We start from the raw sequence: 24448 nt of genomic DNA on the forward strand, positions 1-24448 counted from the left end.
AAATCAAGGAACCTTCCCCCCTCCCCATTCGTTGCTCTTGGCAACAGAAGGAGCTTGGAATTATGACTGATTTTGAGAAAGAATTTTGGAAGCGGTTGGCCGATGTTAAGGCTGGGTTGATGGATGTGGAGGGGCGGTTGTTTCCGATGACGCCGAACCTGACGCAGGATGATGATGGGGCGATTTGGTTTATCACGGCCAAGGGCACTGACGCTGCTGAGGCAGCCGCCGCGCGCAAGGACATTCGATTTGCGATGGCAGATAATAGTTCTGGGTTGCACGGTTATGTGAATGGCGAACTGAGCGTTTCGGATGATAAGGGCAAGCTAGACCAGATTTGGAGCATTGTTGCTTCGGCTTGGTTTGACGAAGGCAAGCAGGACCATGATTTGGTGCTGGTGAAGTTTGTCCCACGTGAGGGCGAAATTTGGCTGAGCACGGAAAGCGGCGCGGTGTTTTTGTTTGAAACCATCAAAGCCAATATCACCGATGAAGAGCCGGATGTTGGTCAACGTGCAACGTTAAGTTTTAAACACGCGGCTTAGCTAGATGTGAAGCGCTTGTTTGCGCCGCCTGTGCCTTCGGGTGCACGGCGGCGCCTCTGATTTGACTTAGAGATTTTGCCGAAAATCGCGCGGGCTTTGACCTGTCCAACGCTTAAAGGCGCGGGAAAAGGCGGCAAGGTCAGAGAACCCAAGAAGATAGGCGATTTCGCCGATACTTAATGTCTGACTTTTCAGATGAGATATTGCGCTGGTGTGACGTAAATCCTCAAGCACCTGACGATAGGCCGTGCCCTCGTTTTTTAAATATCGGAATAGCGTTTGGCGGCTCATGCCCAATTGTGCTGCAACCTGATCAGCGCCGGGATTGCCCAAATGCAATAGCGGCAGAAGCGCCTGTTCAACTTGACCGCGTACGCTTTGTTGCGCCGACATGTTTGACAGAAGTTGCTCGGCCTTTTCTTGAAGAAGTTTGGACATATATTCCGGGCTTTGCGCTACAGTCCATGACGCAACTTCGGGGTGTAGCTCCATGGCATTCCATTTTGCATCGAAATGCACAGGGCACTCAAAAATGCGCTCATATTCGTGCTGATAAGACGGTGCGGCGTGCGTAAAATATACGGACAAAATATGTGGCGCGGTGAGGAATTGCCTTGGGCCACAGGTGAGACGCACAAATGCGTTTTCCACCAATTCAGGCACATTTTGAACAGTGGTGCCTTCATAGACCATAAATAGGCGGTCGTCCTGTTGATACAGTTCAAAGCGTGGACTTCCCGTTGGATCATTGATTTCCATCGCCAGCCGCCCATAGCGCTGCAATTGCTGGAAAGCAATCCCCATGGTTGGTGCTGCATTCATAATCAGTCCGAGGATTGAGATGTCAGCCATGCCCACATCTTCCCCCCAATGCAGCGCAAAAGCAGGATCTTTGGTTGCGATTTGCGCGTGATGTATCAAGGCAAGATATTGCCGCAAAGACACCCGCGCATCTGGATCAATCAAGTCCTTATCAGTAAGGCCCACTTTGGCCCGCAAGTTTGCCGCATCAGTGCCGCGCGACTGGGCATAGGCCAGAAGCCCCGCTGCCAAGCCAGCTGATACCGTAGAATGGGCCAAACTTATCTCCTGTTACAAAAAATCAAATATCAAGCAACTTTGGATCATGGACATATTTTGATGCCGAGCTACAAATCCATCTCCACAAGATCATTATTCCAGATGCGAATTGCAAGAAGGACATAAGACATGAATAGCCCTTCCCTATTGCGCCTTCATTTGTTGCGCGGATGTTATTTGTTGCTGCTGGTTGGCCTGTCGATACAAATTGTGCCCGACCTGTTTGGGCCTGTGGTGAACATGCCGCTGATGGATGGCGTTGTTACTGCCATGCTGAGTGCGCTGGCTGTGCTCTCTATACTGGGATTATTCGCGCCGATCTTTATGTTGCCGCTACTTTGGTTTGAATTGGGCTGGAAACTGATTTGGGTTCTGTTTGTTGCGCTGCCGCGTTGGCAAACGGGCACAATGGACGAAGCAACAATGGAGGTTTTGTTTGCCTGCGCCTTTGTGGTGCCCTTCGTGTTTATTGTGCCTTGGCGCTATGCCATTACCCGCTATTCAAACGCTTTAGACCCATGGTGGACAAAGCGCAGCGGATCGCCGTTCTTCAGCGATTAGGTGGTCGCCAATCGCTTTGGATTGATTTTTGTCGGTTTAGATTTAGCGCCAAGCCGATGATAACGCCAACGCCGATGGCGACCGTTAAGTCAACGGCGACGGTGAGGACCAGTGTGAGCAATAAGAGGAACAGGTCGCTCTTTTTGCCTCGGGCATATTCACCCCATTTGTCCACTTCCATCATGTTCCATGCGGTGACCATCAACAATGCGGCCAGGGCGGGCATGGCCAAATAACCAGCGAGTGGCGCGGCCAGCAACATAACGATCAGAATGGTGACAGCGTGCACCAATCCGGCCACGGGCGTTTTGCCGCCTGCTTTGATGTTGGTTGCCGTGCGGGCAATGGCCCCTGTTGCCGGCAGCCCGGTGAACAAGGCCGAACCGATATTGGCGATGCCTTGCGCCGTTAGCTCCGCATTTGGGCGATGATGGCCTTCGATCATTTTGTCCGCCACCATGGCAGACAATAGCGATTCCACGCCTGCGAGAAAGGCGATGATAAAAGCCGAAGGGAGCAGCTCCACCATACGCTCCAATGAAAGCGCGGGCAGTTGTGGCATGGGCAAGCTGCTGGGCAGTTCGCCAAATTGCGACCCGAGTGTGCTGACAGGCAGAGCAAAGGCAAAAACGGCGAGCGAGCCAATACCAACAGCCACAATAAGGCCGGGAAATTTGGGTGCCATGCGGCGCAGGGCGACAATCATCACCAAAGTGACCAAGGCAATGGCCAAGGTGACTAAACTCATCGTGTCGCGGGCATCCCAGAAAGCGTGTACTTTTTCGAAGAATTCTGCCGGGACTTCTGCCAAGGACAGGCCGAAGAAACTGTTGAGCTGGCTGGTGCCAATGATGATGCCGATGCCAATGGTGAACCCGGCCACCACCGCTTCCGGCACAAAGGCGATGAGATTGCCTGCTCGGAAATATCCGGCGATCAACAAGATGATGCCTGCCATAAAGGTGGCCAGCACCAAACCATCATATCCGTGTTCGGCGATGACACCGAACACCACCACAATAAAAGCCCCTGTTGGCCCGCCAATCTGAACCCGGCTGCCGCCAAACAGTGAAATCAAGAAGCCCGCAACAATTGCGGTGACGATGCCTTTTTCTGGTGTTGCGCCCGAGGCGATGGCGATGGCCAAGCTGAGCGGCAGTGCCACCATGGCAACTGTGATGCCTGCGATCAGATCAGCAAGAAAAAGCGGCCAGCTATAGGTTTGAATCGTGGTGAGAATTTTTGGGAGTCGCATGGGTAAATCATATATCGCCAGTTAAGCGACTGTCATGAATTTTCTTTTGGTCGCGCCGAAATGGCGCAAAGAAAAGCCCCGGCGAACCGAGGCTATTTTGTTATTCCGCTGCTGTCATATTCTGCTTGGCGGCGCGTTGCACCATGCCGTAAAGATCGCGCGGATCGTCTGGATCGGCCAGCATGTCCAAATCTTCATAGAATTGGGTGCCTTGGATCGCCTGATAGATATAGCGAAGGGCGGAGAAGTCTTCGACGGCAAAGCCTACGCTATCAAACAGTGTGATTTGCCCGTCGGACTTGCGGCCATCCTTTTTGCCGGACATGACCTCCCACAATTCGGTGACTTCATAATCTTCTGGCAATTGTTGAATTTCGCCCTCAATGCGGGTTTGCGGGGTAAATTCGGTGAAGATTTCTGAGCGATAAAGAATGTCCTTATGCAGCTCGGTCTTGCCCGGACAATCGCCGCCGATGGCATTGATGTGCAAGCCAGAGCCGACCATATTATCGGTCAAGATGGTGGCATATTGCTTATCTGCGGTGCAGGTGGTGATGATATCGGCCCCGGCCACGCAATCTTCACCCGTGCTGCACGAAGTAAGGTTCAAGCCGCTATTTTGCAGATTGAACATGGCTTTTTCTGTGGCCTTCGGGTCCGTGTCATACAAGCGGACATTTTCGATGCCGCAGATTTTGCGGAAGGCTAAAGCTTGGAACTCACACTGGGCGCCATTGCCGATGATTGCCATGGTCTTTGCATTTTTCGGCGCGAGATATTTTGCAGCAACCGCAGACATGGCAGCGGTGCGCAAGGCGGTGAGAATGGTCATTTCAGACAACAGCACAGGATAGCCATTCGCTACATCGGCCAGCAGGCCAAACGCCGTAACCGTCTGCATGCCATCTTTGGTGTTTTTAGGGTGGCCATTCACATATTTAAAGCCATAAACCTCACCGTCGCTGGTGGGCATCAGCTCAATCACGCCCTCCGCGGAGTGGGAGGCCACGCGTGGGGTTTTATCGAACAACTCCCAACGGACAAAGTCTTCTTCAATCGCTTCTGCAATGCCTGCCATGGTTTCTTCAACGCCAATATGCAGGATCAATTTCATCATATTGTCGACGCTGACAAACGGCACCAGATTGAGTGTGTCGCGGTGGAATTTGGCCATTGAATATCCCTCGTCATTCAAAGCTTTATTGAGTTGAGCGAAATTGTACGCAATGGTTCGGTCAAAAAAAATGGCAATAATTTATAATTCTTGCCAGTCATATTGATAAAATTGTATAGCTTGATTGTGCACTTTTACACCCGGAGCAAAAATGGCTGAGAATCCCCATTATGTGTATGACGCGTTGGACCGCGAATTGATTGGCCTTTTGCGCCGCGATGGGCGCGCATCACTGGCGAAATTGGCCAATATTTTGGGGGTTTCGCGCGGTACGGTGCAAAATAGATTAGACCGCCTGACAGAAGTTGGCGCACTGCTTGGCTTCACCGTGCGGGTGCGGGAAGATTATGGGCACGATATGGTGCGGGCGATCATGATGGTGGAGGTGGTGGGCAAGACCACAAGCGACGTGATCAAGAAGCTGCGCGGCATGCCTGAAGTGCATCATATCCACTCCACCAACGGGGCGTGGGATCTGGTGGTGGAAATCCAAGCCTCGAACTTGCCAGAGTTTGACCGAGTGCTGCGCGAAGTGCGGATGATCGACAATATTTTGAACAGTGAAACCAGCATCTTGCTGAGTTCGGTTTAACGCAAAAACCAGTAAAAATCGGGTCGATAATTTTCACATGCGGCCGCATCCTGATCAAAAAGGATGTCCGATGATTGAGCTGATTGCGCTAATTATATTTCTGTTTCCGCTTGCCTATTCGCCAGGCCCCGGCAATTTGTTTTTTGCGGCATTGGCGGCGCGAACCGGCTTTGGATCGATCCGGCCCGCGATGATCGGCTATCATTTCGCGACATTGGCGGTGACCATTTTGGTGGGCTTTGGCCTGCTAAAAGCGCTCTATAGCGTGCCTCAACTCGCGCAGTTGCTGGGGGTGATTGGTAGCCTCTATGTGCTCTATCTCGCGGTTAAGTTTTTTATGGCACCCACTAAGCTATCTACGCTTGAAAATATGTCGAAAAACGCGAGCATTACCGATGGGGCCATGTTGTTATTGCTCAACCCCAAGGCCTATTTGATCATGGTGCTTATGTTTACCCAGTTCGCGCCGGAACAGCTCGCCCCCAATGCGCCGACTATTGGCGTTGTGTTGATCGCCATTTTGTTCACGGCAAATAATCTGGTCGCGTTTTTGATCTGGGCGTTTGCCGGAGATCAATTGATCAAAAGATTTCGCAAGCCGGAAAACCAAACCATGATCAATCGGATTTTCGGAACAATGCTTGGTGCGGTGGGGATTTGGATGCTTGCTGAAAATCTAAAAGTTAGTGCGGGCCTTTAGCGCTTGGGCCAAGGTGCCCTCGTCCAAATAGTCAAGCTCGCCGCCCACGGGCACGCCATGCGCCAGTCGCGAAATTTTTACGCCGAATGATTGCAATTGATCGGTGATGTAGTGAGCGGTAGTTTGTCCATCTACCGTGGCGTTCACCGCCAACACAATTTCGGAAATATCGCCAGTTTCCACTCGTTGCACTAAGCTGTTGATGTTCAAATCCTCTGGTCCAACGCCATCAAGCGGCGATAATGTGCCGCCAAGCACATGGTACAGTGCGGCGCCAATGCCCGCCCGTTCCAGCGCCCAAAGGTCTGCCACATCTTCCACCACGATCAGCAGGCCCGAGGCGATGCGCTTCGGATCAGTACAGATATGGCAAGGCGAAATGGTGTCGACATTGCCGCAGTTTTGGCAAGTCATCACGCTATCGACAGCACGATCTAATGCGCTGGCCAAGGGCACCATCAAAGTTTCTTTTTTCTTGATGAGGTGCAGCACAGCACGGCGCGCTGACCGCGGGCCAAGGCCCGGCAGTCGCGCCAACAATTGGATAAGCTGATCGATTTCTGGCCCGCCAGAGCGCCCGGACATTTTAGATTGTCCTTGGCTTAGAACGGCATCTTCATGCCAGGAGGAATTGGCAAGCCAGCGGTGACTTCCTTCATTTTCTCCTGTGCCAAAGTCTCTGATTTTTGCTTCGCATCGGCGTGGGCAGCGATGATCAAATCTTCTACGATTTCGGCTTCATCCGCCTTAAGAAGGCTCGGGTCGATTTTCACGCCACGCATTTCGCCTTTACCGGTCAATGTGATTTGCACGGCGTCGCCGCCCGCTGTGCCCACAACTTCAAGCGCCTCAAGCTCGGCCTGCATTTCGCCCATGCGTGCCTGCATTTCTTGCGCTTTTTTCATCATGCCCATGATGTCTTTCATTGGTCACCTTCTTCATTATCTAGTTCGATATCCAGCCAATCTTCTGGCTGGTCTTCATCAATTAACGAGCGAATATTGACCAATTTGGCGCCGGGAAAAGCGTCCAAAACGGCCTTCACTTCAGGAATTTGTTCAGCTTTTTTCTGCCGCGCATCACGCGCGCGCTGGCGCTGGGCGGCAATCGTATCTTCCGCCTTTTCCCGCGCGACCGACACCATCCAAGTCTGGTTGGTCCATTCACGCAGTTTGGCAGATAATAGCGGCACGAATGTGTGGTCTGCTTCGTCGGTCAGCGCCAATTCGATACGGCCATTGGCGAAAGAAACCGGACTGGCGTGCGCTTCAAGCGAATGTTTAAGCACCAATTCGCGGTTTTCGCCAGCCAATTGGATCAATTCCTCATAGGATTTGACCTCCAATTTCGGCTCCTGCACAGCGGCTGGCGTTGGATCTGGATTGGTGGCCATGGCGCGCAAAGGACTTTGCTCGCGCGAGGCCATTGGTGCCTTTTGGCCGATGGCGTTTATGCCACCACCATTTGCCATCGCCCGTGGTGCTTCACCACCGCCCCCGCCGCTATGCTGCGGTGCCGCAGCAGCTTGCGGGTTAGATTGAATTTTCTTGATCAACTCATCCGGTGAGGGTAGGTCTGACGCGTAACCTAAACGGATCAGCACCATTTCAGCAGCCTGCAGCGCATCATGGCTGTGATTGATCTCAGCAATGCCTTTATTGAGAATTTGCCACGCCCGCGACAGTACTTTAACGCTCAGCTTTTGCGCCATTTCGCGGCCACGCTGCTTTTCATCAGGTGTGAGCGCCGGATCGTCCGTCGCGCTGGGCACAACTTTTAAGCGGGTGACCAAATGGGTCACCGTCGCCAGATCAGAAATGATGGTTTGCGGGTCTGCCCCTGCATCATATTGATGGCGCATTTGCTCCAATGCATCGGCCATATCGCCGCGCATGAGCGTTTCAAACAAATCCAAAATCAAAGCCCGGTCGGCCAAACCCAGCATTTGCTTGACGGTTTCTGTGCCAATTTCGCCGCCCGCATGGGCAATGGCTTGGTCCAGCAAAGACAGGCTGTCGCGCACCGAACCTTCGCCTGCGCGAATGATCATTTGCAACGCGTCCGGCTGGAAGGCAATACCTTCTTGTTCCAAAATGCCGGACAAATAGGTGTTGAGCGTGCCGCTTTCCACGCGCCGCAAATCAAACCGCTGACAGCGCGACAGAATGGTGACAGGCACCTTGCGGATTTCGGTGGTGGCGAAGATAAACTTCACATATGGGGGCGGCTCTTCCAACGTTTTCAACAAGCCGTTGAACGCTGCCTTGGAGAGCATGTGCACTTCGTCGATGATAAAGACTTTATATGGCGCGGACACAGGGCCATAGCGCACACTGTCGATAATCTCGCGAATATCATCAATACCCGTATGCGACGCCGCATCCATTTCCACCACATCAACATGGCGGCTTTCAATGATCGCGCGGCAATGCTTGCCTTCTTCCGCCAACTCGAGATTGGGGCGTTGGCCATTATCATCTTCAAAATTGAGAGCACGAGCAAGAATACGCGCTGTGGTGGTTTTACCCACCCCGCGCACGCCAGTGAGCATAAAGGCATGGGCGATCCGGTTGGCCTCAAACGCGTTTTTCAACGTCTGCACCATAGCCTCTTGACCAATAAAGGTCTCAAAGCTCTCTGGGCGATATTTACGCGCGAGCACTACATATGAGGAATTTTGATCTGCCAACTCTGCCTGCCTGATAGATGTGCGTTCGATATTTAACGCCTATTTGACACCGATTCTGAGGTGGGGCGCAAAATATTTGGGCAAAGATATAAAGGAGACTGGCAACGACCCGTTCCTAACTCGTTAGGGCTGCTTCCTTCCGGACCTGACCCGATTGGCGAGCGGTTCGTCCGCGCCAATCTCCCGACGCCCTATATCATGCACTTTGCTTTAAAGTGCAAGGGGGTGCGCCAAAAGTTTTCAGCGCAAACGCCCTATTCGCTCTTTTCTGCCGCCGGGTAGACGCCCAAAATATCAATATGATGGGTGAAGAAAGCCAGTTCCTCAAAGGCGTCCTGCACGCCTGGATCATCTGGGTGGCCTTCAATATCGGCGTAAAACTGAGTAGCCGTGAAGCTGCCATCCACCATGTAGCTTTCCAGCTTGGTCATGTTGATGCCGTTGGTGGCAAACCCGCCCATGGCTTTATAAAGCGCAGCCGCCACGTTGCGCACGCGGAACACAAAGGTGGTCTTCACCTTATGTTTGGATGGATCCACTTCAATCATCTCGCGCGACATAATCAAAAAGCGCGTGGTGTTATGGTCTTCATCTTCAATATCGCTGGCGATCAAATCTAACCCATAGATTTCGCCAGCCAATTTTGACGCGATGGCAGCGCGACTTTTGTCGCCGCGTTCCGCAACTTCGCGGGCTGATCCGGCGGTATCAACCGAGTTCACAGGGATCAAATTATGATCTTTGATGAATTTCCGGCACTGGCCAAGGGCAACGGAAAGGCTTTGCACTTCCTTGATGTCCTCAAGAGTTGCACCTTTTACCCCTAGCAAATTCATATTCACGCGATGGAAATATTCGCCAATGATTTTCAACCCGCTTTCGGGCAGCAAATGGTGGATATCTGTGATGCGGCCATAAAGGGAGTTTTCCACGGGCACCATGGCATAATCGGCATCACCATTTTGCACCGCGGCAACCGTTTGCTCAAATGTGGTGCAAGGGAATTCTTGTTCGTTTGGAAATGTAGCGCGCACCGCTGCATGTCCGAAAGCCCCCAACTCACCTTGAAACGCCACTTTAAGCATCGATTTTTCCTCAATTTTTGTTTTTTCGCCGCGCACTATTCATTTTTTTTATTCATGAAGTCAATTGAGTGGCGATTATTGCTGGAAATTTGAGAAAATATCATGCGAAATGTCGCAGAAAGCCATAAGGGAGTTGCGCAAAAAGCGGCTTATGGATAAGGTCCGCGCGCAAAAGCACGTTTATGATGGCGTGCAGAATCAATTTAGTCCTCTTTTCACCGTAAAGATGGGCTCAGGCGGAATATGTCGCTGGCGGGGAAGCGACGCGGAGAAAGCTGAACAATGAATCGGATTGATCTGGAAAAATTTTTTGGGGCTGCTTTGGGCACCCTAGTGTTTGTATTTGCCGTTGGCTTTTTGTCAGAGGCGATCTACCACACTGATGCTGGCGCTGGCGGCGGCTACACATTGGAAGAGCCTGAAGAAGGCGGCGCTGCTGTAGCTGAAGTGGAAGAAGAAACTGTGCCATTGGCTGATCTGCTTGTTGCAGCCTCTGCTGAAGACGGCATGGACGTTGTTAAAAAATGTTCCGCTTGTCACAGCTTTGAAGAAGGTGGCGCAAACAAAGTTGGCCCAGGGCTTTACGGCATTGTTGGCCGCACCATCGGCGCGCATGAAGGCTTCACCTATTCAGACGATTTGGCCGCCAAAGGCGCTGAAGGCCAAGTTTGGACTTACGAAGCGTTGAACGCATTCTTGGAAGATCCAAAAGGCTTTGCCGCTGGCACCAAGATGAGCTTTGCTGGCTTGAGAAAAGAAACTGATCGCGCTGACTTGTTGGCTTATTTGCAAACATTGGATGCTAATCCTGTTCCATTCCCTGCTGCTGAAGAAGCTGCAGTGGTTGATGAAGAAGATGTGAATGCTGACGCGACTTCAACCGAAGAAATGACAGAAGAAACCACTTCTGAAGAAGCAGCGCCTGCAACTGAAGAGGCTGCCCCTGTTGAAGAGGAAGCTACCCCAGTTGAGGAAGCACCTGCTGCAACCGAAGAAGAGGCGCCAGCCGCAGAAGAAACAACAAGCGAAGACACAAGCAACTAAGCTGCCTGTAAACGCTTGAATGCATTGAAAAGACCGTGCCATAAGGGTGCGGTCTTTTTTTTATTTCACAACAGATTTGGAGGCGTGGCATGACGCTTTTAGTGCATTTGGGCAACATTGATGAGAATGAGTGGGCAGATGCGTTTCGGGCGAAGATGCCAGACCAAAAGGTTGTGACCTCCGCCGATGCCTTTGATCCGAAAGAGATCAAATATCTATATGTGTGGAAACCCCGCGATGATGTGTTTGATGGGTTGGAAAATCTTGAGGTGATTTTCTCGCTCGGCGCGGGCGTTGACCCTATATTGAAGCATCCCCATTTGCCAAAAGATGTGCCGATCACCCGCTTTGTGGACGAAACGCTGACGCAATGCATGAGTGATTATGTGGTGGCTAATGTGAGCATGCACCACCGCGAGCTGACCCATTATCGATTTGAGCAGCGCAAACATTATTGGACCCAATATTACCCCGCGCCAGCGACCGACATACATGTTGGGGTGATGGGCCTTGGCCAGCTCGGCACTGATGCCGTGAACAAACTGGCCTCACTTGGCTATCAGGTGAACGGCTGGAGCCGCAGCAAAAAGCAAATTGAGAATGTGACGACTTATGCAGGCGCCAACGAGTTTGACACTTTTTTGGCCAACACCGACATATTGGTGAATTTGCTGCCCTTAACGCCAGATACGCAGGACATTTTGTGTCGTGCGACTTTTGAAAAGCTGCGCCGTTCTGTGCTGCCGCATGGTCCAGTGATCATCAATGCCGCGCGCGGTGGGCATCAGAATGAAGAAGAGGTGGCTGCCTGCCTTCAGGATGGCACTCTGGGTGCAGCGAGCCTAGATGTGTTCAAAACTGAGCCCTTGCCAAATGATAGCCCGCTCTGGGATTTGGACAATTGTTACATCACGCCACATATTGCAGCTATTTCTTCATTTGAAGGGGGCGTGAATTTGGTGGCAAAGCAGATTGCCCAGTATGAGCGGGATGGCCACTTGGATCATGTGGTTGACCCCGCTCAAGGCTATTAAGCGATAACGCCTATTTTTTTCCGTAGCGTTCTTTCAGCATGAAATAGGCGGCGCGCTGCCCCTGCTCTGTGGCGCCCATGGGCCTGCCTGGGCGCGCCGTAGGCGACCATGCCATAATGTCCATATGGGTCCAGCTTTTCGCGTTTTTCACAAAGCGGCGCAGGAACAAGGCTGCGGTGATGGAGCCCGCGAAGGGACCGTTTGAAATGTGGTTCACATCCGCAATGGTGGATTTGAGCATGGCGTCATATTCATCCCATAGCGGCATTTGCCACAATGCATCAGAATTGGCTTTACCTTTGGCCACAAATTCTTGTGCCAATTCATCATCGGTTGAATAGAGCGCGCCGAGATCGGTGCCCACCGCCACGCGGGCAGCACCAGTCAAAGTGGCCATGTCGATGATCATTTCAGGGCTTTCTTCATCCGCCAAGCTCAGCGCATCAGCCAACACCAAGCGGCCTTCAGCATCTGTGTTGCCGATTTCAACCGTCATGCCATTGCGTGAATTGAGAATGTCGCCCGGGCGGAATGCGTTGCCGGAAATGGCATTTTCTACCACGGGGATCAACACCCGCAAGCGCACCTTCAAATTGGCTTTCATGATGGCATGGGCCAAGCCCAAAATGTTGGCAGAGCCGCCCATATCTTTACGCATCAACAGCATGGAAGGCGCTGGTTTAATGTCCAAGCCACCGGTGTCAAACACAACGCCTTTGCCCACCAAAGTGATTTTTGGATCGCTTTCGTCGCCCCATGTAAAGTCGAGCAAGCGCGGCGCTTCGGCGGAAGCGCGACCCACTGCGTGGATCATCGGGAAATTTTCTTTCAGCAGATCATCACCAACGATTGAGCGTACTTTAGCGCCATGACCTTCGGCGAAGGCGCGGATTTCTTTTTCATATGTTTCCGGCCCCAAATCATTGGCGGGCCGATTGGTCAAATCGCGAGCCAACGTGGCGGCTTCAACCAACAAATCGGTTTCAGCTTCATCCGCACCTTCAAGCGCGCTGAGCGAAACAGTTTTGGCGGATTTACGGAAATTATCAAAATCATAGGCGCCCAAGCGGAATCCTGTAGCGGCCAACGTCGCATTATCGAAATCGCCCTTCAGTTCATACGAACCTTCAGGCAGCGCTGCTGCGGCCAACCCGGTGACAAAAGGATCTGCGCCTTTGCGTGCGCCCATGCCAAACAGATATGCTGAAACCGCGCCGTCTTCTTGTGGCAGCGCGACCAATTCACCTTTTTTGCCGGAAAATTTGTGAGATTGGGCCCAAGCATTTTGCTGCTTATTCAAGCCATCTGGCAACGCCTCATCCTGCCAAAGACAATGGACGATAATCGGTTTTGAATCAGACATTTTTTCGCTTTCGATTGAATTGGTTTGACCAAGATTTAGCGCGATATGTTGCCCAATGCAAACCTGTTCCTGATCGCAATTCGCACGGCATTTTAACTGACTATTAGGGTTAATGATTTATTGCATAAGAGGATGGCGCAATGTGCCCATCACTCAATTTATGCAGAGGTTAGCATGGTGGATCGGCAAAAGAGCATAATGCAAAAACTAAGAGTATTGGCGCTTGCTGGTGTAGCCGCCATTGCCTTGAATGCTTGCGCTTCACCCCGCGGTGCTGGCGGCGGTGGCACTGCGACGCCAGATTTTTCTGGCATGTCCAATGCGGCCAAACACGCTGCCGTGCAAGATTTGGGGGCGAAATATCAAAAGAGCCCCAACAAACAATCTGCAATTTATTTTGCGGCTGCTTTGCGCGCCGTTGGCCAAACTGGCCAAGCGGTCTCCGTTTTGGAAAAGGCGCGCCTGCAATATAAAAACGATTTTGACGTGGCCCTCGCCTACGCAAAGGCGCTGGCTGCAGATGGACGATTTGATCGCGCCTTGAATGTGCTGGATGTGACCATTCGGCCAGAACGCCCCAATTGGAACGCCTTGAGCGTTAAGGGAGCTATTTTCGACCAGATGGGCCGCAATGCGGAAGCCCGTACGCTTTACAATCAAGCGCTGGTGATTGCGCCGAATGAGCCATCACTCTATGCCAATCTTGGTTTGTCTTTCGCCATGTCCAACCAGTTGGATCAGGCAGAGGCAGCGCTTCGCCGTGCGATCTCGTTCCCGAAAGCCTCACGCAAGGTGCGGTTAAACCTTGCCCTTGTGATTGGGCTACAGGGTCGGTTTGATGGGGCACGTAGCATTTATGCCAGAGAGCTACCGCCGGAAGATGTTGAAGCCAATATGGCCTATATCCGCGCATTGCTGACCCAGCAGAACAAATGGGACCGCATTAAAGGCAGCTCCAACTAGGCGCTTCTTTTTACCGCTATCAACGAAAACACCCAACCGGCGCTTTCCGATTGGGTGTTTTTTTATTCAAACTTCTGACTACCGTTTTACGCGGGGCCAGGTGTTGAGAAAACGGTGATCATCGCAGGTGACATGATCACGATAAACAGAACTGGCAAGAAAAACAGAATAAGCGGCACGGTAAGCTTCGGCGGCAATGAAGCAGCCTTTTTCTCCGCTTCCATCATGCGCATGTTCCGGCCCTCTTCCGCCATCACACGCAGCGAGGTGCCCACGGATGTACCATAACGTTCAGACTGGATCAGCGCGGTCATTACCGACTTTACTTCGTCCAAATTAATCCGTTTCGCCATATTCTCATAAGCCTTTGCGCGGCTTTCCAAGAAGTTCAGCTCGGCGGTGGTGAGGGTCATTTCCTCGCCCAACTCCGGGCTTTGGCTGACAATTTCATTGGACACTTTTTGAAATGCCGCTTCAATCGACATGCCGCTTTCCACGCAGAGCAACATCAGATCCAAACAATCTGACCAAGCGCGGCGGATGGAATCTTGTCGCTTCTTAATCTGGTTGGTGAGCAAAATCACCGGCAGATATGACGACAAAATACCCGCGCCAAAAGCGTATACGATTTGCAAGAACAACATGCCTTCGGGCATGAAGATGAACTTGATGTAAAACAGGGCAAACAAGAACACGCCCAAGGGAATGACAAAGCGCAAGAACACATAGGTCATCACCGCGTTGGGGCCTCGATAGCCCGCTTGCGCCAATTTCAGCCCGGTCTGTTCATCAGCAAAAGCCTTTTTCAGCGAGAACTTATCAACGACCTTCTGGATCAAATCTTTACGGCGCGCATTGGTGCCCGCTTTTTTGTCTTCGCCCCGCAAGCGCGCAAGCTCATCAGTCCGCAAGCGCTCGCGTTCGCTAGCAACCTTACGGATACGGCTTTTCATATCCTTGCCATCAGCGAACTGGGCGCCAAAGGTGAACACAATCGCAGCCGCTGAAATGGCAGCAAGCACAGCTACCAAGAACTGACGATCTGTGAGTGTTTCGACCAAGCTTTCCATATTCGTACTTTCGCGTTGCGCTTAATATTCGAATTGAACCATGCGGTTCATCACAAAAATGCCCATGCCCATCATCAGGCCAGCCACACCCAGCCAGATGTTGCCGATAGGTGTTGAAAAGAGTGGGCCCAAATAGGTGGGGCTAACCAAAGACACAAGGCCTGCCACCACGAAAGGCAAGGCGCCAATGATGCCTGCTGACGCCTTGGCTTCAGAGCTCATGGCTTTCACCTTGGCTTTCATCTTTTTGCGGTTCCGCAATACGGTGGACAAGTTGCCCAATGCTTCAGACAAGTTACCACCTGATTGCTGTTGTACCGTGATCACCACCACAAAGAAGTTCACTTCAGGAATGGGCAACCGATCAAACATAATCAGGATGGCTTCGCCGATATTTTTACCGACAGATTGCTGCTCAACAACGCGCAAAAACTCTGTGCGCACTGGCTCTTTGGCTTCGGCTGCCACCACTTTCATGGAATCGTTGATCGGCATACCAGCCTTCACGCCGCGCACAATGGCTTCAATGGCGTTTGGAAATTCATCCAAAAATTGCGAACGGAACTTTTTGGTGCGGCGGGCCACATACCAACGGGGCAAAACATAAAAGCCACCTGCGCCAAACACCAAGGCAAACATAAGCGGCACGCCCGTAAACCAGGTGAAGATGAAGATGGCGACGCCAAGAATGGCGGAATTCCGGTAAAACGCGGCAACATTGCCCTTCATACCCGCTTGGATAAGACGCTTTTTCAGCGAGCGCTTTTTGCGCTTCTTATTCGCTTCATTTTGCTCATCAAGCACTTCTTGCAAAGACTTGCGGCGCTTGTCGCGGCTTTTGCGGCCATCGACATCAGCTCGGCTTTGGCGACGCCCATTTACGCGGCCATCAGATTGCTTGAGCGCCTTCATGCGCTTGCCAGCACGTCCGCCGCCAGCAATGCCCGGCACGAGCGCAAAGCCCAACGCCCCCACGGCAACCACAGTTAGCAAAAATAAAAGAAGCGGTGACATAGGCTAGCCTCTCATTTCATCATCGCTGACTGCAGCGGCTTCAAGCGCTTCAACCAGATTCAGTTCTTCATTGTAATAACGCGCACGTTCAGCAAATTTCGGCTTGGTGATGCCTGTTGAGCGGTGACGACCAATCAGGTTGCTGTTCGCATCTTCGCCGATAATGTCGTAGAGGAACACGTCCTGCGTTACGATCACGTCACCTTCCATGCCCAACACTTCAGACACGTGGGTGATCCGGCGCGAACCATCGCGCAAACGGGCTGCTTGCACCACCACATCAACTGACGACACGATCATTTCGCGAATGGTGCGCGACGGCAGCGAATAACCGCCCATGGTGATCATAGATTCCAAACGGCTGAGGGCTTCACGCGGCGAGTTGGCGTGCAAAGTGCCCATTGAGCCATCGTGACCTGTGTTCATGGCCTGCAGCAAGTCAAATGCTTCAGGACCACGCACCTCACCCACGATGATCCGCTCAGGACGCATCCGCAAACAGTTTTTCACCAAATCCCGCATGGTGATCTCCCCTTCCCCTTCAAGGTTGGGGGGACGTGTTTCCAACCGCACAACGTGTGGCTGTTGCAGTTGAAGTTCCGCACTATCTTCGCAGGTGATGATCCGCTCATCCGGCTCGATAAAGCCCGTCATACAGTTGAGCAAAGTGGTTTTACCCGAACCTGTACCACCAGAAATCAGAATGTTGGCACGCACACGGCCAAGCACTTGCAGCACGCGAGCACCTTCCGGCGAGATCGAGCCAAACTTCACCAACTGGTCGAGGGTCAGCTTGTCTTTTTTAAACTTACGAATGGTGAGCGATGCGCCGTCAATGGCGAGTGGCGGCGCGATGACGTTCACACGAGAACCGTCAGGCAAACGGGCGTCACATATCGGGCTTGATTCATCAACACGACGGCCAACCTGGCTCACAATGCGTTGGCACACATTCATCAAGTGAGAATTATCGCGGAAGCGCACATTGGTGAGGCGCACCTTGCCGTCCACCTCGATATAGGTGCGGCCAGCGCCATTGACCATGATATCCGCGATATCATCACGCGCCAAAAGCGGCTCAAGCGGACCATAGCCCAACACATCGTTACAGATGTCTTCCAGCAAATCTTCCTGCTCAGAAATAGACATTACGATGGATTTCAACGTGATGATTTCTGACACAATGTCGCGAATTTCTTCGCGTGCGGAATCTTGCTCCATCGTCGCCAATTGGCTCAAGTCGATCGAGTCAATCAGCGCGTTGAAGACGGAGGATTTGGTTTTGTAATATTCGGAATCGACACCCCGGTCTTTTGCCGGCTTATCGACATCAACCACTTCTTCCTTGCCAATTTTAGGCGTGTTCAGCTTCAGGTTTGGTTTGCCAGCAGCCTGTGGCGGCGCTTTTGGCTTTTCCGCCATCGGCTTGGAGGCTGGCGCAGGAGCAGGCTTTGGCTGAGCCTGCGGCTTTGCCTGTTGCTGATTTGTATTTCCGCCAAAACTTGTGCGTTTCCCAAACATGACTAACCTTACTTCACGCTAAATCGTGGGTTATCCCAGCTTTAATTTTTTCAAAATGCCCGGCAAAAGGCCGTTTGCCTCTTGATGGGTTGAAGCGTCTCTGCCGCTTACCCGGCGCGCAAGTGAATTGAATGTCTCATTCATTTTGTGCGTGGCATTCACTTCCGCGATCATTTGCCCATTGTTGGCCGCCGTACCGAAAAGCCCAGCTTCAAAAGCAACTTCGGCGAAAATGTCGACTTCAATGGTGTTTGCAAATTCGGAGGTGCTCAATTCTGGCCGTTTTGGCACACCAACCTTGTTCATCAACAATACTGGCTCCGCCTCTGACATGCGCAAAGATTTGAGCGTATCCATCATGAATTTTACATTGCGCAAATTGGCCAAATCGGGTTCGGCCACCACCACAACTTCATCAACTGTCGAAAGCGTGTGGCGCACCCAACCGTTCCACACATGTGGTAAATCCAGCACCACAAGTGGCATGTTTTTCTGACAGATCTCGATGATGTTTTCGAACGCCTGCTCATGGAAATCATAATCGCGATTGAGGTTGGCCGGAGCGGTCAACAAATTGATATGGTTGGCGCATTTGGACATGAGGCGTTCAATCACCACATCGTCCACATCATCATTGGAGAACACTGCATCTGCAATGCCGTGTGGCGGTTCCTGATTGAAATTGAGGCCCGCTGTGCCAAATGGCAAATCCATATCCATAATCAGCACGTCGCGCCGCACCTGCTGGCTCAAAGACCAAGCTGTGTTGTGGGCGATTGTGGATGAGCCTGCCCCGCCCTTTGCAGAGATAAAGGCAATGGTGCGCCCAATCGGCTCTGCACCTTCGGAGGCGAACAAATCTGTGATGGTGTCCACCAAAGCAGGGGTTTCCACTGGCGTGACCATATATTCGGAAACGCCATAGCGAATGAGGCGGCGATAGAGTTCAACATCATTCACATTGCCGATCACAACAACACGTGTTGATGCGTCGCAAACTTCTGCCAACCGATCGAGTGCTGACAGCAAATCATTGCCCGCCAAATTTGATTCAATGATGATCAAGTTTGGGGTCGGGTTGATTTTGTAAGTTTCGACCGCTGCTTCAATGCCACCATTGTGGGTGGTGAGAGCAACCTTGTGCATGCGCCGATCATTGATGGCGCTTTCCACAGATTGGGCGGTGATTGCATTCTCACAAAAGGCCTGAATGGTGATATGTGGCACCAAACGCGCACCAGAGGGAATATCCGATGTGGCGTTCACATTCTGACGAATATCATCTGACATAATTTATACTTCCAACTCGTTTAGTGCTTGCAATCAATCCAGAACAAATCCAACGCCACCTTTAAGGCTTTGGCCTTTAGGGCCATTACCCACGCCATATAGTTTTTCCATATGGCCCAAGAACACGGCTTCCGCATCGCCCGCAAATTCCAGTTTGTCGGTTGGCAATGTGTAGTCGTTCACATGGCTTGGCGCAGTCAGATATGGCGTAACCAAGATCAGCAATTCTGTTTCAGAGCGAATAAAATCGCGAGAGCGGAACAAGGCACCCAAAATTGGGATCTTGCTGATACCTGGCACTTCGTTGAATTGCTGACGTGTTTTCTCTTCAATCAGACCAGCAATAGCCAATGTTGAACCTGTTGGCAGCTTCACAGAAGTTTTGGCGCTACGCTCTTTGGTGGCCGGAATGTTGACCGGGCCAGCCGTGTAACCACCCTCAACGTTCACTTCGGTCACCTTGGTGTCAACATCCATAGAGATGTCGCTATTTGAATGAACTGTTGGGGTGAATTTCAACTCAACACCAAACTGCTTAAATTCATAAGTGACTTTGCCATCTTCAAAGGCAACTGGAATTGGGAACTCACCGCCAGCTAAGAACTCTGCGCTTTTGCCAGAATATGCCGTCAAGGTCGGTTCAGCCAAAGTGCGCAAAGCACCACGACGTTCCAATGACTTTACAGTGGCATCTACAGATAGATTGCCGAAGGAGAAGCCAAGTTTACCGCTGTTTGGCGCAACTGTGTTCGACACGCCGCCAAGACCCTGACTGGTGAGCAATGAGGTGGTGACGCCGCCAACATTGAGGCTGGCGTTCAAATCAATGCCCAACTGTTTGACGGTTTCACGCTGCACTTCCGCAACGATTACTTTCAGCATGACTTGTTGTGCGCCAGACACTTCAACAACTGAGACAACCTCATTGTTGGTGAATTGCTTGGCGATGGCGATGGCGTTTTGCACATCTGCATCGCTGCGCGCTGTGCCAGAAAGCACCACACGATCCTCAGCCATGGTGGATTGGATGGATGATCCCGGCAACAATCTTGCCAATGTGTTTTCCAAACCGCCGTCAGATTGCGCCCCTACGGTCACATCCAACACAGCGATTGGATTGCCCTTCACATCCAAGAAAATGATGTTCGTGTCGCCCGCTGCGCGGCCTTGAACAATGGCCCGGCGCTGAGTGCGCACAATCGCATTAGCGATGCGCGGTTCAGACACGATCACTTCTTTTGCAGACACAGGCAGATCAATGATGAGCGATTTGTTTACGCCCACTTCCACGGCATAAGTTTGCCCGATTTGATTGGCGGACACACGCATGGTGGCGTTGGCCATAGCGGCTTGCGGCATAAGCATTTGAGGTGCCAACAACATGGTGAGCAGCAAAAGGCTTTTCGCCAGCATTTTGCTAAATGCTTTTGATGCCTTGAATTTCAAAATGGCTTGTGAATTTTTCGACATCACCATTACTCCTTCACCACGGCTGGTGCACTATTTGGTTGCGGCTGTTGTGCCACCGGGGCTGGGACCGCAGAAAATACGGGACCACCGGTACTTTGTTCTGTTTCGGATGTTTCGTTTTGCGCTGAGTTTTCAGCTGAAACCGCCAAGGCGCTTGTTTGCTGGCCAGCGCGGATCAGTTTTACACTTGCATTATCGCCTGTGCCTGCCGTTGCCGGACCATCAACAAAGTCAATGATTGAACGCAAAACCAATGAAAGTTGGCCAACTTGAGATGCGTTGATGATGGCTTCTGCTTGGCGTGGCGTTAATTCCAAGGTCGCAATTGTGTTGTTTTCAAACGCTTCTGGGCTGGCCTGCTCGCCATTTCCGCCGCCACCATTTGGGCCGACTTCGCCCAGCTTTTTGCCGATGGCCAGCACACGGGCATTGTTCAAAATAGTCTGCGATGTATCGCCGGTACGGCTGCGCTGTGTGAGCACCACATCTACGCGGTCATTTGGCACGATAAAGCCGCCTGCGCCACTTTCTGCCGACACTTCAATGGAAACGCCGCGCATGCCTTTGCCGATCACTGCGGACAAATAGCCTTGCCCTGTGCGCACCAATTTTGCTTCGCGAATGGGCTCGCCCTCAAAAATTTCAAAACGGGAAATGGTGCCCTGCATTTGCTGCGGTGCGTCTGGCAAGCGTTCATCTGTGATGAATTCTGGGCGAATGGCCTCTTCTGGCCAATCTTGCCACATCACTGTTGTTGGGTCCAACCGCTCGCCAATGCCAATGGTGCGGCTGGCGATCAAAACTTTGACCTTTTGAACGGGCTCGACCTCAGCAACTTGTGGTGAAGGATCTGGGCTCCCGCCTGAATTCAAGGCAAAAAAAGCTGCCAAGCCACCTGCTATCAAAGCAACTAAAACGAGAATCAAACGCGCCGGCTTCATTTCTATTTCCCCGGTTAAACTCAATGGTTCTGCACCCAATACGCACAGATATTCCGGGGTAGTATCGACCTAAAGCGTCAAGGTTTGGTTAATGGAGCCTTGTCAAATAGCGTTAACGAAAAGTTGCACGATTATAAGTGCTTAGCTTAGCGCAAGCGCTGAGAAAATATTGGTGCTTGGGAAGGCCAATAGAGCGGCGATGGCCAAAGCCACGCCATAAGGCACGCCCACTTTCGGGTCATGCAATTTTACCAGCCAATCCCATTTGGGCAATTGTGTTGCGTTCACAAATTTTCGGAAAACCAAGATCAACAAGGTGAACACGCCGCCCGCTATCGCCGCATAAAAGAAGTAAGACAAGGCATGGCTCATGCCCATCCACAACACGGTGCTGGCCGCGAATTTTGCATCGCCGCCGCCAATCCAGCCAGGGATGAACAGAATAAAGCAGACCACAAGCGCAATTAAAAAGGCCACGAAGTGCATTCCGATGGTTTCCCAAGAAAAGCCCGCCAGCAATGCAGCAACAAGAAAACCCGCAATCAAAACAGCCGAAAGCCAATTTGGTATGCGCATGGTGAGAAGATCATAAGCTGCACAAAAAGCCATCATGATGGGAAAAATGGCAAGAACGATCGCATTCATTGGGGTCATACCTATTTTAAAAGACGTGGCTGCAGTCTGCTAAGTTATGGTTAGTCAAAGGTTAAAAACCGGCGATAGGACAAAAAAGAGGGGAGCTTTGCAGCTCCCCGCTTTTTGATAACATGTAAGCCGAGGCTTATGCAGGTGCTACCAACTTGCCTGCGATACCTGAGAACAAATCATCAAGTTTTGTACCCAAAAGGCCTGCAGCACTGATGATGGCCACAGCGATAAGTGCGGCAATCAAGCCATACTCGATTGCGGTCGCGCCTGACTCATCAGCCAAAAAACGTTTTACCAATTTCATTTCGTTGCTCCTTGCTCGTCGTCACGCCCTAACGTGACAAAACATTGTCCGATCCTCACCATCGAACTCAGGCTCAACGTTAGGCGCGGAGTCTTGAAATTGTGTTAATCGAAACGCAGCAACGCATAATAACCGGACTTGCTATATTTATGATTATCAAGTGGTTAAAGCAGGAATATTTGCAACTAATTTGGATAGTTAGCCATTTGCAGCATGTTACCCACCCCATCAGACACGTCGATCAATGGGGCAAATAGCAGCCCTTATTGTTCTATATATATAGATAATGTGTTCGTTCAGCGTTGCGCAATGCGAAGGGCAAAACACATTTGCACTTTATTCACCATTCTGCCCCATGATGCAGAAAAGTTTTTGCTGAATAAAGGGTTAAAGTCATGCTTGGCATACGTCTCAATAAAGTGCTCCGTTCCTGGACCGCCGCGGGAGCCGTTGTTGCAGGGCTGTTGGTTTCATCAACTGGCGCGGGCTTCGCCGCCGACCCAAAAGGTAGCGTTGATGTGCAGGTCAATATGGCGCGCATTTTGCGGTTGCCTTCTGCAGCCTCAACCATCGTGATCGGCAATCCAGGCATTGCGGATGCAACCATCCAAGACCCAGAAACCATTGTTTTAACAGGCAAAACATTTGGGCACACCAACTTGATCGCGCTAGATGCTGTGGGCAACCCAATCGCCGATTTGAAGGTTGAAGTGGTGTCGCAAGAAGATAATTTGGTGCTGGTTTACAATGGTGAAGAACGCAATACTGTTTCATGCACACCAGATTGTGGCCCTGCATTGATGATGGGCGACGATACAAATTATCTTGGTGAAGTTGCTGGTTCTAAGTCTATCGTGGAAGCCGCTTCACGCTAAGCGATTGTTACTTTCACTTACAAAGAATTATCGAAAGAATTCAGTAATTTTACAGCGCTATGCTTGCTTCACTTAGAGCAAGGGTCAAGTGATGTCAGTCGCCAGAACATGTCGAAAAGCTTACAAGCAGTTGAAGGCTAAACGCTTCGCCTCGGATGAGCGCGGCGTAACCGTTGTTGAGTTTGGCCTGCTTGCCCTGCCCTTCTTCGCCATCATTGGCGCAATTCTTGAAACCGGGTTGGTGCTGCTCGCTTCGCAGATATTAGACACCGCTGTTGGGGATGCCACACGCGTTGTCCGCACGGGAGAGGCGCAACGCAGCGGCTATAACATGCCAGAATTCCGGGCCAAAGTGTGCGACAAGACTTATGGTTTGTTTGACTGCAATAAGCTTCGCATCCGTGTTCAAGTTGTTGATAGCTTTGCTAACGCTAAAACCACTAACCCTGTTGATGCTGACGGCAAATGGGTGATTTCAAGCAGTTTTAAACCTGGCGGCCGCAATCAAGTTGTGCTGGTGGAAACTTATTATAAATGGCCAACCTTCTTGAACATTTTAGGGTTCAAGCTAGGACATTTAGATGGCGATAGCGCCATGTTGATGGGCGCATCGCGTGTGTTTATGAACGAGCCATTTTAGGAGTGGATTGATGTTGCGCAACTTAATCCAAAAACTAAAATGGCTCTGCACAAATGATCGCGGCGTTTCTGCTGTTGAATTTGCACTTATTCTGCCTGTGATGCTGACGCTTTATTTGGGTACAATTGACCTCAGCACCTACATCATTGTTGATCGCAAAGTTTCTGTTGTCGCCGGTTCTGTGGCTGATTTGGTTGCCCGAGCGGAAGACAAAATCGCCATCGCCACCGTGGACGATTATTTCAAGGCGGCTGAATTCACCATCAAACCTTACAAGTCGGCAAATTTGGTGCAGCGCGTGACCAGCTTACGCATCGACGGTGATGGCAAAGCGTGGGTGATCTGGTCACGCACCTACAATGGCGGTTCAATTTTGTCAGTCGGCAGCCAGTTTGTTGACATGCCGCCAGAGGTGGCCGCTGCCAATAAAAACCGTTATATGGTGATGGGTGAAGCATGGAACTCCATGTCACCCGTAGTGGGCTATGTGTTCAATTCCACCTTGAGCTTTAAAGAGCGGTACTTCTTCAGATCTCGGTTTGATGGAATCATCCAACTGATCTAGGGTTGCCACATCTGGTCCCTATCTT

At 51.4% G+C, this 24448-nt stretch carries 26 protein-coding genes and 1 other RNA gene; 10 read left to right on the forward strand and 17 right to left on the reverse strand.

Translation table 11 applies throughout. The annotated features are described in order from the left end of the window. Positions 1-62: 62 nt before the first annotated feature. A complete protein-coding gene (locus ATL17_RS11250; RefSeq protein WP_133572885.1) occupies positions 63-545 on the forward strand; it encodes a pyridoxamine 5'-phosphate oxidase family protein in 483 nt (160 codons plus the stop codon). Between the two features lie 66 nt (positions 546-611). On the opposite strand, the gene ATL17_RS11255 is transcribed toward ATL17_RS11250, so the two are convergent. Continuing rightward, complete coding sequence (locus tag ATL17_RS11255; protein ID WP_133572886.1) at positions 612-1625, reverse strand: AraC family transcriptional regulator; 1014 nt, start codon at positions 1623-1625, stop codon at positions 612-614. A gap of 129 nt (positions 1626-1754) precedes the next feature. On the opposite strand from ATL17_RS11255, the gene ATL17_RS11260 reads away from it, so the two are divergent. Beyond that, the gene (locus ATL17_RS11260; protein WP_133572887.1) at positions 1755-2186 is read left to right on the forward strand and encodes a hypothetical protein; all 432 of its coding nucleotides are present in this window, start codon (positions 1755-1757) and stop codon (positions 2184-2186) included. Here ATL17_RS11260 and ATL17_RS11265 read toward each other — a convergent pair. Both ATL17_RS11265 and ATL17_RS11270 read right to left on the reverse strand, forming a co-directional pair. Then, entirely contained in the window at positions 2176-3441 is a 1266-nt protein-coding gene (locus ATL17_RS11265; protein ID WP_133572888.1) for a SulP family inorganic anion transporter, read from the reverse strand. The genes ATL17_RS11260 and ATL17_RS11265 overlap by 11 nt on opposite strands. Before the next feature lie 100 nt (positions 3442-3541). After that, complete coding sequence (locus ATL17_RS11270; protein WP_133572889.1) at positions 3542-4615, reverse strand: ornithine cyclodeaminase; 1074 nt, start codon at positions 4613-4615, stop codon at positions 3542-3544. A 151-nt stretch (positions 4616-4766) separates the two neighbouring features. Between ATL17_RS11270 and ATL17_RS11275 the strand changes: the two genes are divergently transcribed. Next, positions 4767-5207, forward strand: a complete 441-nt coding sequence (locus ATL17_RS11275; RefSeq protein ID WP_133572890.1) for an Lrp/AsnC family transcriptional regulator — start codon at positions 4767-4769, stop codon at positions 5205-5207. Between the two features lie 70 nt (positions 5208-5277). Continuing rightward, on the forward strand, positions 5278-5907 hold the full coding sequence (locus ATL17_RS11280) for a LysE family translocator (protein WP_133572891.1): 630 nt from the start codon (positions 5278-5280) through the stop codon (positions 5905-5907). Here the strand turns inward: ATL17_RS11280 and recR are convergent. From recR to ATL17_RS11305, 5 genes are all read right to left on the reverse strand, one after another. Then, on the reverse strand, positions 5884-6492 hold the full coding sequence (gene recR / locus ATL17_RS11285; protein ID WP_133572892.1) for a recombination mediator RecR: 609 nt from the start codon (positions 6490-6492) through the stop codon (positions 5884-5886). The two genes, ATL17_RS11280 and recR, sit on opposite strands and share 24 nt — an antisense overlap. A gap of 17 nt (positions 6493-6509) precedes the next feature. After that, positions 6510-6833, reverse strand: a complete 324-nt coding sequence (locus ATL17_RS11290) for a YbaB/EbfC family nucleoid-associated protein (RefSeq protein ID WP_133572893.1) — start codon at positions 6831-6833, stop codon at positions 6510-6512. Next, positions 6830-8611, reverse strand: coding sequence for a DNA polymerase III subunit gamma/tau (locus ATL17_RS11295; protein WP_342775943.1), 1782 nt, complete (start codon positions 8609-8611; stop codon positions 6830-6832). Before ATL17_RS11295 ends, ATL17_RS11290 begins: the two co-directional genes overlap by 4 nt. A gap of 74 nt (positions 8612-8685) precedes the next feature. Next, an RNA gene (gene ffs, locus ATL17_RS11300) (signal recognition particle sRNA small type) lies at positions 8686-8781 on the reverse strand. A 69-nt stretch (positions 8782-8850) separates the two neighbouring features. Continuing rightward, a complete protein-coding gene (locus tag ATL17_RS11305; protein ID WP_133572895.1) occupies positions 8851-9681 on the reverse strand; it encodes a prephenate dehydratase in 831 nt (276 codons plus the stop codon). A 282-nt stretch (positions 9682-9963) separates the two neighbouring features. Here ATL17_RS11305 and ATL17_RS11310 point away from each other — a divergent pair, with 282 nt between their 5' ends. Beyond that, the gene (locus ATL17_RS11310; RefSeq protein WP_133572896.1) at positions 9964-10725 is read left to right on the forward strand and encodes a c-type cytochrome; all 762 of its coding nucleotides are present in this window, start codon (positions 9964-9966) and stop codon (positions 10723-10725) included. Between the two features lie 89 nt (positions 10726-10814). Then, positions 10815-11759, forward strand: coding sequence for a 2-hydroxyacid dehydrogenase (locus tag ATL17_RS11315; RefSeq protein WP_133572897.1), 945 nt, complete (start codon positions 10815-10817; stop codon positions 11757-11759). 10 nt (positions 11760-11769) lie between these two features. Here the strand turns inward: ATL17_RS11315 and ATL17_RS11320 are convergent, their stop codons facing one another. Beyond that, complete coding sequence (locus ATL17_RS11320) at positions 11770-13122, reverse strand: leucyl aminopeptidase family protein (RefSeq protein ID WP_133572898.1); 1353 nt, start codon at positions 13120-13122, stop codon at positions 11770-11772. Positions 13123-13320: 198 nt separating this feature from the next. Here ATL17_RS11320 and ATL17_RS11325 point away from each other — a divergent pair, with 198 nt between their 5' ends. Continuing rightward, complete coding sequence (locus ATL17_RS11325; protein WP_166639006.1) at positions 13321-14085, forward strand: tetratricopeptide repeat protein; 765 nt, start codon at positions 13321-13323, stop codon at positions 14083-14085. Positions 14086-14171: 86 nt separating this feature from the next. Here ATL17_RS11325 and ATL17_RS11330 read toward each other — a convergent pair whose 3' ends face one another. The 8 genes from ATL17_RS11330 to ATL17_RS11365 all read right to left on the reverse strand — a co-directional run bounded on the left by ATL17_RS11330 (position 14172) and on the right by ATL17_RS11365 (position 22343). After that, positions 14172-15155: a type II secretion system F family protein gene (locus ATL17_RS11330; RefSeq protein ID WP_133572900.1), complete on the reverse strand. Its 984-nt coding sequence runs from the start codon at positions 15153-15155 to the stop codon at positions 14172-14174. Between the two features lie 21 nt (positions 15156-15176). Next, complete coding sequence (locus tag ATL17_RS11335; protein WP_133572901.1) at positions 15177-16169, reverse strand: type II secretion system F family protein; 993 nt, start codon at positions 16167-16169, stop codon at positions 15177-15179. A 3-nt stretch (positions 16170-16172) separates the two neighbouring features. After that, a complete protein-coding gene (locus tag ATL17_RS11340) occupies positions 16173-17690 on the reverse strand; it encodes a TadA family conjugal transfer-associated ATPase (RefSeq protein ID WP_133572902.1) in 1518 nt (505 codons plus the stop codon). A gap of 30 nt (positions 17691-17720) precedes the next feature. Further along, positions 17721-18980 (reverse strand): CpaE/TadZ family protein, encoded by a 1260-nt coding sequence (locus ATL17_RS11345; RefSeq protein WP_133572903.1) that lies wholly within the window; start codon positions 18978-18980, stop codon positions 17721-17723. Between the two features lie 33 nt (positions 18981-19013). Next, positions 19014-20450, reverse strand: coding sequence for a type II and III secretion system protein family protein (locus ATL17_RS11350; RefSeq protein WP_166639007.1), 1437 nt, complete (start codon positions 20448-20450; stop codon positions 19014-19016). Positions 20451-20455: 5 nt separating this feature from the next. Then, positions 20456-21391 (reverse strand): Flp pilus assembly protein CpaB, encoded by a 936-nt coding sequence (gene cpaB / locus ATL17_RS11355; RefSeq protein ID WP_133572905.1) that lies wholly within the window; start codon positions 21389-21391, stop codon positions 20456-20458. 141 nt (positions 21392-21532) lie between these two features. Continuing rightward, complete coding sequence (locus ATL17_RS11360) at positions 21533-22036, reverse strand: A24 family peptidase (protein ID WP_133572906.1); 504 nt, start codon at positions 22034-22036, stop codon at positions 21533-21535. Positions 22037-22172: 136 nt separating this feature from the next. After that, on the reverse strand, positions 22173-22343 hold the full coding sequence (locus tag ATL17_RS11365; RefSeq protein WP_133572907.1) for a Flp family type IVb pilin: 171 nt from the start codon (positions 22341-22343) through the stop codon (positions 22173-22175). A gap of 395 nt (positions 22344-22738) precedes the next feature. Between ATL17_RS11365 and ATL17_RS11370 the strand changes: the two genes are divergently transcribed. The 3 genes from ATL17_RS11370 (at position 22739) to ATL17_RS11380 (ending at position 24423) form a co-directional block, all read left to right on the forward strand. Continuing rightward, positions 22739-23218, forward strand: coding sequence for a pilus assembly protein N-terminal domain-containing protein (locus tag ATL17_RS11370; protein WP_133572908.1), 480 nt, complete (start codon positions 22739-22741; stop codon positions 23216-23218). Positions 23219-23309: 91 nt separating this feature from the next. Next, positions 23310-23858, forward strand: a complete 549-nt coding sequence (locus ATL17_RS11375) for a TadE/TadG family type IV pilus assembly protein (RefSeq protein ID WP_133572909.1) — start codon at positions 23310-23312, stop codon at positions 23856-23858. Between the two features lie 10 nt (positions 23859-23868). Next, the gene (locus tag ATL17_RS11380; RefSeq protein WP_133572910.1) at positions 23869-24423 is read left to right on the forward strand and encodes a TadE/TadG family type IV pilus assembly protein; all 555 of its coding nucleotides are present in this window, start codon (positions 23869-23871) and stop codon (positions 24421-24423) included. Positions 24424-24448 lie beyond the last annotated feature (25 nt).

Origin of the sequence: Maritalea mobilis, from assembly GCF_004363175.1 — a bacterium.
Lineage (GTDB): Bacteria > Pseudomonadota > Alphaproteobacteria > Rhizobiales > Devosiaceae > Maritalea > Maritalea mobilis.

Excerpts from the sequence above, each read along its gene's own strand:
- ATL17_RS11250 (WP_133572885.1), top strand. The coding sequence starts at position 63 with ATGACTGATTTTGAGAAAGAATTTTGGAAGCGGTTGGCCGATGTTAAG.
- ATL17_RS11260 (WP_133572887.1), top strand. The coding sequence starts at position 1,755 with ATGAATAGCCCTTCCCTATTGCGCCTTCATTTGTTGCGCGGATGTTAT.
- ATL17_RS11265 (WP_133572888.1), bottom strand. The coding sequence starts at position 3,441 with ATGCGACTCCCAAAAATTCTCACCACGATTCAAACCTATAGCTGGCCG.
- ATL17_RS11270 (WP_133572889.1), bottom strand. The coding sequence starts at position 4,615 with ATGGCCAAATTCCACCGCGACACACTCAATCTGGTGCCGTTTGTCAGC.
- ATL17_RS11275 (WP_133572890.1), top strand. The coding sequence starts at position 4,767 with ATGGCTGAGAATCCCCATTATGTGTATGACGCGTTGGACCGCGAATTG.
- ATL17_RS11280 (WP_133572891.1), top strand. The coding sequence starts at position 5,278 with ATGATTGAGCTGATTGCGCTAATTATATTTCTGTTTCCGCTTGCCTAT.
- recR (WP_133572892.1), bottom strand. The coding sequence starts at position 6,492 with ATGTCCGGGCGCTCTGGCGGGCCAGAAATCGATCAGCTTATCCAATTG.
- ATL17_RS11290 (WP_133572893.1), bottom strand. The coding sequence starts at position 6,833 with ATGAAAGACATCATGGGCATGATGAAAAAAGCGCAAGAAATGCAGGCA.
- ATL17_RS11305 (WP_133572895.1), bottom strand. The coding sequence starts at position 9,681 with ATGCTTAAAGTGGCGTTTCAAGGTGAGTTGGGGGCTTTCGGACATGCA.
- ATL17_RS11310 (WP_133572896.1), top strand. The coding sequence starts at position 9,964 with ATGAATCGGATTGATCTGGAAAAATTTTTTGGGGCTGCTTTGGGCACC.
- ATL17_RS11315 (WP_133572897.1), top strand. The coding sequence starts at position 10,815 with ATGACGCTTTTAGTGCATTTGGGCAACATTGATGAGAATGAGTGGGCA.
- ATL17_RS11320 (WP_133572898.1), bottom strand. The coding sequence starts at position 13,122 with ATGTCTGATTCAAAACCGATTATCGTCCATTGTCTTTGGCAGGATGAG.
- ATL17_RS11325 (WP_166639006.1), top strand. The coding sequence starts at position 13,321 with ATGCAAAAACTAAGAGTATTGGCGCTTGCTGGTGTAGCCGCCATTGCC.
- ATL17_RS11330 (WP_133572900.1), bottom strand. The coding sequence starts at position 15,155 with ATGGAAAGCTTGGTCGAAACACTCACAGATCGTCAGTTCTTGGTAGCT.
- ATL17_RS11335 (WP_133572901.1), bottom strand. The coding sequence starts at position 16,169 with ATGTCACCGCTTCTTTTATTTTTGCTAACTGTGGTTGCCGTGGGGGCG.
- ATL17_RS11340 (WP_133572902.1), bottom strand. The coding sequence starts at position 17,690 with ATGTTTGGGAAACGCACAAGTTTTGGCGGAAATACAAATCAGCAACAG.
- ATL17_RS11345 (WP_133572903.1), bottom strand. The coding sequence starts at position 18,980 with ATGTCAGATGATATTCGTCAGAATGTGAACGCCACATCGGATATTCCC.
- ATL17_RS11350 (WP_166639007.1), bottom strand. The coding sequence starts at position 20,450 with ATGTCGAAAAATTCACAAGCCATTTTGAAATTCAAGGCATCAAAAGCA.
- cpaB (WP_133572905.1), bottom strand. The coding sequence starts at position 21,391 with ATGAAGCCGGCGCGTTTGATTCTCGTTTTAGTTGCTTTGATAGCAGGT.
- ATL17_RS11360 (WP_133572906.1), bottom strand. The coding sequence starts at position 22,036 with ATGAATGCGATCGTTCTTGCCATTTTTCCCATCATGATGGCTTTTTGT.
- ATL17_RS11365 (WP_133572907.1), bottom strand. The coding sequence starts at position 22,343 with ATGAAATTGGTAAAACGTTTTTTGGCTGATGAGTCAGGCGCGACCGCA.
- ATL17_RS11370 (WP_133572908.1), top strand. The coding sequence starts at position 22,739 with ATGCTTGGCATACGTCTCAATAAAGTGCTCCGTTCCTGGACCGCCGCG.
- ATL17_RS11375 (WP_133572909.1), top strand. The coding sequence starts at position 23,310 with ATGTCAGTCGCCAGAACATGTCGAAAAGCTTACAAGCAGTTGAAGGCT.
- ATL17_RS11380 (WP_133572910.1), top strand. The coding sequence starts at position 23,869 with ATGTTGCGCAACTTAATCCAAAAACTAAAATGGCTCTGCACAAATGAT.